The sequence below is a fragment of the Sphaerisporangium sp. NPDC049002 genome (genome assembly GCF_040649355.1).
Taxonomy (GTDB): Bacteria; Actinomycetota; Actinomycetes; order Streptosporangiales; family Streptosporangiaceae; genus Sphaerisporangium.
In genome coordinates, this window is the sequence record NZ_JBEZFH010000085.1 from 21,141 (window position 1) to 28,128 (window position 6,988).

At 65.1% G+C, this 6,988-nt stretch carries 5 protein-coding genes and 1 pseudogene; 2 read left to right on the forward strand and 4 right to left on the reverse strand.

From position 1 onward, the window contains the following. A complete protein-coding gene (locus AB0B89_RS18495; protein ID WP_358553839.1) occupies nt 1-1,152 on the reverse strand; it encodes a hypothetical protein in 1,152 nt (383 codons plus the stop codon). Between the two features lie 5 nt (nt 1,153-1,157). After that, a complete protein-coding gene (locus tag AB0B89_RS18500; protein WP_358553842.1) occupies nt 1,158-3,587 on the reverse strand; it encodes a PEP/pyruvate-binding domain-containing protein in 2,430 nt (809 codons plus the stop codon). Nucleotides 3,588-3,851: 264 nt separating this feature from the next. Between AB0B89_RS18500 and AB0B89_RS18505 the strand changes: the two genes are divergently transcribed. Together AB0B89_RS18505 and AB0B89_RS18510 are read left to right on the forward strand one after the other, a co-directional pair. After that, on the forward strand, nt 3,852-5,057 hold the full coding sequence (locus AB0B89_RS18505) for an ATP-grasp domain-containing protein (protein WP_358553845.1): 1,206 nt from the start codon (nt 3,852-3,854) through the stop codon (nt 5,055-5,057). After that, nucleotides 5,054-6,256, forward strand: a complete 1,203-nt coding sequence (locus tag AB0B89_RS18510; RefSeq protein ID WP_358553848.1) for an MFS transporter — start codon at nt 5,054-5,056, stop codon at nt 6,254-6,256. Before AB0B89_RS18505 ends, AB0B89_RS18510 begins: the two co-directional genes overlap by 4 nt. 3 nt (nt 6,257-6,259) lie before the next feature. On the opposite strand, the gene AB0B89_RS18515 is transcribed toward AB0B89_RS18510, so the two are convergent. Continuing rightward, a complete protein-coding gene (locus AB0B89_RS18515; protein ID WP_358553851.1) occupies nt 6,260-6,460 on the reverse strand; it encodes a hypothetical protein in 201 nt (66 codons plus the stop codon). 255 nt (nt 6,461-6,715) lie between these two features. Beyond that, nucleotides 6,716-6,892, reverse strand: a pseudogene (locus tag AB0B89_RS18520) (integrase core domain-containing protein); the annotation flags it as partial. Nucleotides 6,893-6,988 lie beyond the last annotated feature (96 nt).

Sequence of the window (6,988 nt, forward strand, 5' to 3'; positions counted from 1 at the left end):
TCAGCGCACCACCAGGGCCAGCTCGGGGCGGGCGGACACAGAGTCCTTCAGGAAGGTCCTCTTTGAGTAGAAGCCACGCTGGTCGTTCAGGCCGCGGGCTCGAAGGAACCCTTCCAGCCACTGTGCGATCTCCGCCATCTCATCCAGGACAGCGGCCTCGTCCGCAGCGATCGCGGTACGGCTGCGCAGGTACTCCAGTTCGCACTGGTGCAAGACGACGTCGGGGGCGTCCAACAGGCTGCAGTGGTCGAAGAAGATCCCGTATACGTGTCCGGTGGTTACCGACTCGAAGTTGACGTCGTAACGGACCCGGCGGAAGGAGGGGAGCCGGACCGCCTCAAGGCCCAGCACGTCGGTGATGTAGTCGCCGAACTGCTCGACCTCGACACCGTAGGTGTGGCTCTCCCTGCGCTCGAAGGAGTCCTCGGCGTACCACTTGCGCTTGACCAGGTGCTTTCCGTCGGTAGTGGGGATGAAGGAGACGTACCCCAGCTCTGCCGCGGGCGCGGTGATCTCGTACAGGTGGTTCAGGTAGTCCCACGCTTGGAACTCATCGCGGTACTCCATGACGTAGCCGGGTAGGTCGCCCGCTAGCAGGCTCCGATAGAGGTCCAGGTTGGCGGTCCATATGTCCACTGGGGGAGTGAGTGTGTACTTGTACTCGAGCTCCTGGCCGACGAAGCACTTGCGGTAGTACCGCTGGTGGTTGTTGAGGAACAGCGCCTGCTCACTGTGGAGCCGGGCTGCCTCGGGCAGCCAGCGCAGCGAATCGGCAGGTTCGGCCAGCGGACTCGAGGTGATCCGGATGAAGCACGCGTCTTCCTCAAGGAATCGGATCTGGGAGTACACGTGCAGCCCGTCGCCGGTGTCGCTCAGGCAGAACAGTGGGACGATCGGGCCGTCTCCCAGCAGGCTCCGGACCTCCTGGCTCGGCCGCATGCCGGGGAACAGGGCGACCCCCTCAGATGTGACCCGGCGGTCACCAGCGATCAGCTCGACCGGGCCGAGGTCGGACCAGCGCAGCACGAGGGTGTTGCCCGGGGCCCGCAGCTCCAGCGGAATCAGGATGAGCGGCTCGTCCGCGCGCAGCGGAGCCGTTCCGTTGAGGACGTGCAACCCGCCCAGGACCAGCCAGCAGTTATTCTCTGTCACGTCAGTCACTTTCCGCCCGTCACAGTGACGGTCCCACTGCTGATTACCGCATGTCCTTCGCTGGGCAGGCCCTGGGCCGCCACCGCTGGCAGGCCCGCCTCCCGCAGCAGGATGGCCAGGTGGCCAAGGGTGGAGCCCTGATCGAAGACGAACCCTGCGACGTCACCGATAAGGACCGAGAGCACGGCGTACGGGCGAGAGGCCCGGACGATCGGTGGCTCCGAGCAGGCCCGGACTCGCGCGATGATCTCCCGGAGCCCTTCGTGGCCGGACAGGTCCTGCGACCTGTCAACACTGACTGCCGGCCCGATCGACAGCCGGCTGAGCACTTCGTCTTCGTCCAGGGCGAGCAGCGGCCCTGCGGCGGTTCCCGCCGAGATCACACGCGCGTCGGCGGAGTTCAGGGCGTCCCCGCCCAGCAGCGAGTAATCGACGAAGAACAGCTTCCCCGACTGTCGCACCCACTCAAGAGTCATCGGTCCGTACCGGTCACTCATGGCCCTGGTGAACTCGGCGAGCTCGCCTACATGGGCGTTGATCGGGCTGTCGGCCGGGTCGACCTGTCCGTTACGTATCATCACCGCCGCGGCGCCCGAGGTGCCGCGATTGAGTGCCATGAGGCCCTCAGGGGTGTACTCGACGATGAAGTCGTCGCCCACGCGCCGGGAGATGATTCCCAGATCGCCCCGAAGGTAGTCCCGAACGATCACTGTGTGCAGCCGGGTGGAGTCCGGTCCCGCTCCGGTGGTCTCGGCGAGTCGGCTGAGAAGTTCCGCCTTGTGCACCACGATCTGCCGGAGGGTGTCACCGAAGTCCAATACGCACTCGTCGGCGCAACCCTCGTCGATGACCTCACGCAGTCGACCACCGGTCTCCGCGGCGCACAGGCCGCGCCCGTTGAAGTGGACGACCCAGCCGTGGCCGACGCCGACACCGCATTCGACGGCCAGCCTGTGCGCCGGCCCACGCTTGGCCGCATAGCCGCCATAGACCGCGGAGACCTCACCGAGATCGACGGAGGCGGGTATCTCGTCGAAGTAGAGTCTGTAGGCATCAGCAACCGGCTCGTCATGGCTGGTGTTCTGCTGGGACGCGGCGGTCTGCGGCCGGACCTGGATGAGGTGCACCCCGTCAGCGTCGGCGGCCCACTCGACGTCCACGTCATAGCCCTCGGCCGCGCGGAGTGCCTGTACCAACCGCACGACCTCGGCCAGCGCAGGGACATCACCGGTGAGCTCTGCCGATTTGGCAAGGACCGGCACGGCAACCCCGGCGACCAGAGAGTCGGCCAAGCCTTCGACGTATTCGATCACGACCCCGTCCTCGGGGTCGGAGAAGGCGACCCCGGCCAGCTCAGGCCGGATCATCCTCTGGACGATGACGGCCAGCCTGGGTGTATGGGAGAAGTCGCCCGCGCGGACCCGGGCCGCCACAGCCGAGGCCCCGTAGTAGGAGCGCCAGCATTGCTCGACCGCCTGGGCCACCGCATCAACGCCCTGTACACCCAGGACCGTGGTATGGATCCCGGCCAGGCTCGAGCCGGCGGTGTCCTCGTCGAGGCCGGAGGAGCGGACGGCGAACTCGACGCTCTCGTCGTCGCCGAACATGTCGGCGATCCGGACTGCCAGCAATTGCCGGGCCTGTTCGGTCAGGTGCACCCCGGACACGATCTTTTGGATGTCCATCAGGGAGTCCGTGAGGAATGCTCCCACTGTGGCTCGAAGGTCGTTGAAGGCCGCGGCCAACCCGCGGCGCTGGTCGTCACTGAGCGCTCCGTCGAACTCCTCGGCTGAGATGCAGAACGCGTTGGGGACTCGGAAGCGGCGACTGTTCGCCGCCAGAGCGGCGAACTTCGGTCCTGTCCTAGCGGGGTCGACGCTCGCCCCCAGGCCGATGAAGCGCTGCCGGGCGAACTGCTTGTGGAAGTCCTTGTGGATGTCGCTGCTTCGGGGTCCGGTCGCGCCCTGGTACTTACCGTCGTAGAGTTCGATATCTCCCTGCGGTCGCCACCACATCATCTGACCGATGTTGATGCCCGGATAGACCCGGACCGCGTTCATGGAGTAAAGCTGGAGCGTCCATTGGCCCTTGTACCCGATGTCGCCCAGACTCGCCGACAGGTTGATGAACAGCCCTAGCCTTGCCACCGATGAGCGTGCGGCGAAGGTCGGCGCATAATACTCGCTGCCCAGGACCTCGATCGTATGCGCAAGATACAGCCGGCCAGGCTCAAGGACATATCCCTCGTCGGGAATCTCGATCTCGTCGCACTCGTTGCCGTGCCGAGCATCCAATGGCATGTCCCGATAGACGCATAGCGTCCGACCGAGCCGGAAGTTGTAGCTGTTCGGATTCACCTGCTCGGGAGTGAAGGGGTCGATCGTGATACGACCGTTCGCCCATTCCCGCGCAATCTCGGTACCCGTGAGGATCACTGTCCACCCGTCCTGAATCTTTGCTGGGTGAACAACATCCCTCCGTGGAGTAGCGCAGCAGTATCGCGCAGATGGCGCACCAGATCAGTACAGGACGGCAGGGGCTCCGCTTCACCTGGACCGCAGGACCAGCCGCTACCGACCGACCACCGGCGATACCTGCGTGATACGGATGGCACGGGATGATTATTCACTTAGCAGTCGATCGTCCCCTGGAGAGTCACCATTCACGCCCAAGGACAACGGCCCCTGCTCATCCTGATCGTGACGGGCCTTCAGAATTACCGTGAGTACCTACTGGCGAGCATCAGTGCCCGCTACCGGATCCATCTGTTCACTCTGACCCCGACCACCTGGGAAGATCCTTACCTGGTCGGCAGCACCGTCGTCGCGGCGACCGACACTGACACACTCGCCGTGGCGGCCGCCGAGCTGAACGCGCGTGAGCCGGTCAGTGGCGTGGTCTGCTGGGACGAATCCCGGGTCCACCAGGCAGCGTGCGTCGCCGCGAGCCTCGGCCTTCCACATACTCCTGCCGAGGCGGTGTGGCGCTGCCGCGACAAATACCAGGGCCGCTCCGCCCTGGCCCTGGCCGGGCTCGCACAGCCGGAGTTCGCTCTGGCCGGGACCCTCGAAGAGGCCTTGGCCGCGGCCGAGAACATCGGCTATCCGGTGGTGGTCAAGCCCCGGGCCGCAGCGGCCAGTTATGGCGTGTCGCTGGTGCGCTCTGCCGAGAAGATGGCCGAATCCTTCGCCTTCGCTGACCAGGCGACCGTGGCACATATGCCCGAGTTCGACCAGTCAGTCCTGGTTGAGGAGTATCTCGCCGGACCCGAAGTGAGTGTGGACTCCGTAGTCGTCGGCGGGCGCGTGACACCGCTGTTCGTCGGCCGCAAACAGACCGGCTACCCGCCCTACTTCGAGGAGACCGGCCATGTGGTCACGAACCATGACCCGCTGCTGCGCGACCCCGCTTTCCTCACCTTGCTCCAGGACACCCACACTGCGCTCGGCTTCACCCACGGCTGGACTCACGCCGAGCTGAAACTCGACCCGATCCCGAAGGTCATCGAGGTGAACGCCCGGCTCGGGGGTGACATGATCCCTTATCTTGGGATGGCCGCCTCAGGGATCGACCCTGGCCTGGCCCTCGCCGCGCTGGCCACCGGCGCCGAGCCAGCGCTCGAAGTGCAACGCGACCTGGTGGCGGCGATCCGGTTCTTCTATCCCGAGCATGACGACACCGTTATCGACAGCGTGAAGTTCGACGCTGCGGCGCTGCCGGCCGAAATCGACCGAGCGGTCGCCGTCGTCATGCCCGGCGCCACGGTCTCCCCACCACCGCGCGGCCTGCTGATGGGCCGGATCGCGTACGCCACCGCGGTCGCCCCGACCGGGCAAGAGTGCGTGGCCGCCCTCGACCAGGCGGCCAAAGCATTGCGGATCAGGGAAAGGACAGAGGTCCGGTGACCACCCACGCCCCTCAGACCCACGCCGGGAAAGTCGGTGTACTCGCGACCTTCAACGAGTCGCCGTTCGCCGTGAAGGCGCTTCTCTTCGGTGTTCTGGTCAACAAGCTGGGTTCGTTCGTCCAGGTCTTCCTCATCCTTTTCATGACCACCCGTGGTTTCACAGGGGTCCAAGGAGGCATAGCACTAGGCGTCTACGGTGCCGGCTCCGTTGCGGGCGTGCTGATCGGCGGCACGCTGGCCGACCGCATCGGCGCCCGGATGACCATCGTTTTGGGAATGGTGGGAACTGCCGTACTTCTCGTGGCTGTGCTGCACATCCGCTGGTACGCGGGGATACTGGCGGCGGTGGCTCTGGTCGGGATGATCAGCCAGGTCTACCGGCCGGCAGCCTCCTCATACATCGCCGCGCTGATCTCGAGCGACCGGCAGGTGATGATCACCGCGATGTACCGGCTGGCGCTCAATCTGGGCACCACCGCCGCTCCGCTGCTCGGAACGGCACTGGCCGCAGTCTCCTACGATCTGCTGTTCTACGGTGAGGCCGCCGCCGCCCTCTGTTACGCCGTGATCGTCCTGGTGGCCTTGCCGCGCGGAACCGTCGCATCAGGTGCCACCCCTGTCAGCCATACAGGTGGGTACTTGGTGGTCCTGCGTGACCGCCGCTTCGTCGCCTTCATGTTCGCTGTGATGCTCAACTCGGCGGTGTACATCCAGTACATGAGCACCCTTCCTCTTGCCATCCGCGAGGCGGGCTTCGGCACCTTCTGGTACGGAGTCATGCTCGCGATCAACGGTGCGATTGTGATCTGCTTCGAGCTGCTGATGACCAAGATCGTCCAGATGTGGCGGATGCGACGGGTGGTGACAGTCGGCTTCTTCTTGCTGGGTGCCGGTATGGCCGTATACGCGCTGCCTGGCGGACTGGCGGTGTTCGTCATCGGCACTCTGCTCTGGACACTCGCCGAGATCATCCAGGGGCCGTCGATGTTCGCCTACCCCGCCCTCGCCGCGCCCCCTGAGAGCAGCGGGCGCTATCAGGGTGCCACCCACGCGATGTTCGGTATTGGAACCGCTGTCGGCCCCGCTATCGGCGTCGTCCTTTGGAGCAGCCTCGGCAAGCCTGCCTGGATCATCATGGGCGCGATCTCCGTGCTGGCCCTCGTCCCCGCTTGGTATGCCATCGGCAAGAATAGGTGACGTTCACTGGCCGAGCCTGGAATGGATCTTCTGATGAACCGCGTCGCGCAATGGGTGGTTGAGCTCTTCTAGGAGTTCCTGGGCCTTGCGCCAGAGCCGCAGCGCCCCGACTGTATCCCCAAGCTCTTGTCTAAGGTCGCCGTACCTGCTAAAGGTCTCGGCCTGGCTATAGCGGTGCCCAAGCCGGGGAAGCCGCTCGCCCATGGGAATCACCTGCCGATAGCATTCCTCAGCCGCATCAAGGTCGCCGCTGCTCTGGTAAGCGTAGGCGGTACCTGTCAATCTGATCAAGGCAGCTGAGCTGGTCTAATTCTGTGTCAGCCTTTCTTGTTCGTCCTTCCGGTCGGAGTCGTTGGGCTTGTTGATCCATGCCGGTCCGGGCAGGGCGGGTGGGATGGGCGTGCCGCCGGAGGCGAACCGCTCGGGATGGGTGGCCTGAGCGGTGGACAGGACGTGGGCACGTCGATCGCGGACCATGCCGGCCTTGCCGTAGTGCACGTCGGCGGGATGGTGGTAGCCGATCCCGGAGTGGTAGTGATCGTGGTTGTACCAGGCGTAGAACTCCTGGCAGAAGACGCGAGCGTCCTGGATCGAGCCGAACCGGCCGGGGAAGGCCGGGCAGTACTTCAGCGTCTTGTTGTGAACACGAACGCGGGAGGTGAGAAGCGATAGCGCTTCGCTGAACGCGGTGCTGTGTGAGAGATGGAGGTTTGTTGGCCCTCCAGAGTCGCT

Bases quoted from the DNA above. Each gene is read 5' to 3' on its own strand.
- AB0B89_RS18515 (WP_358553851.1), bottom strand. From the start codon at position 6,460: ATGGGCGAGCGGCTTCCCCGGCTTGGGCACCGCTATAGCCAGGCCGAG.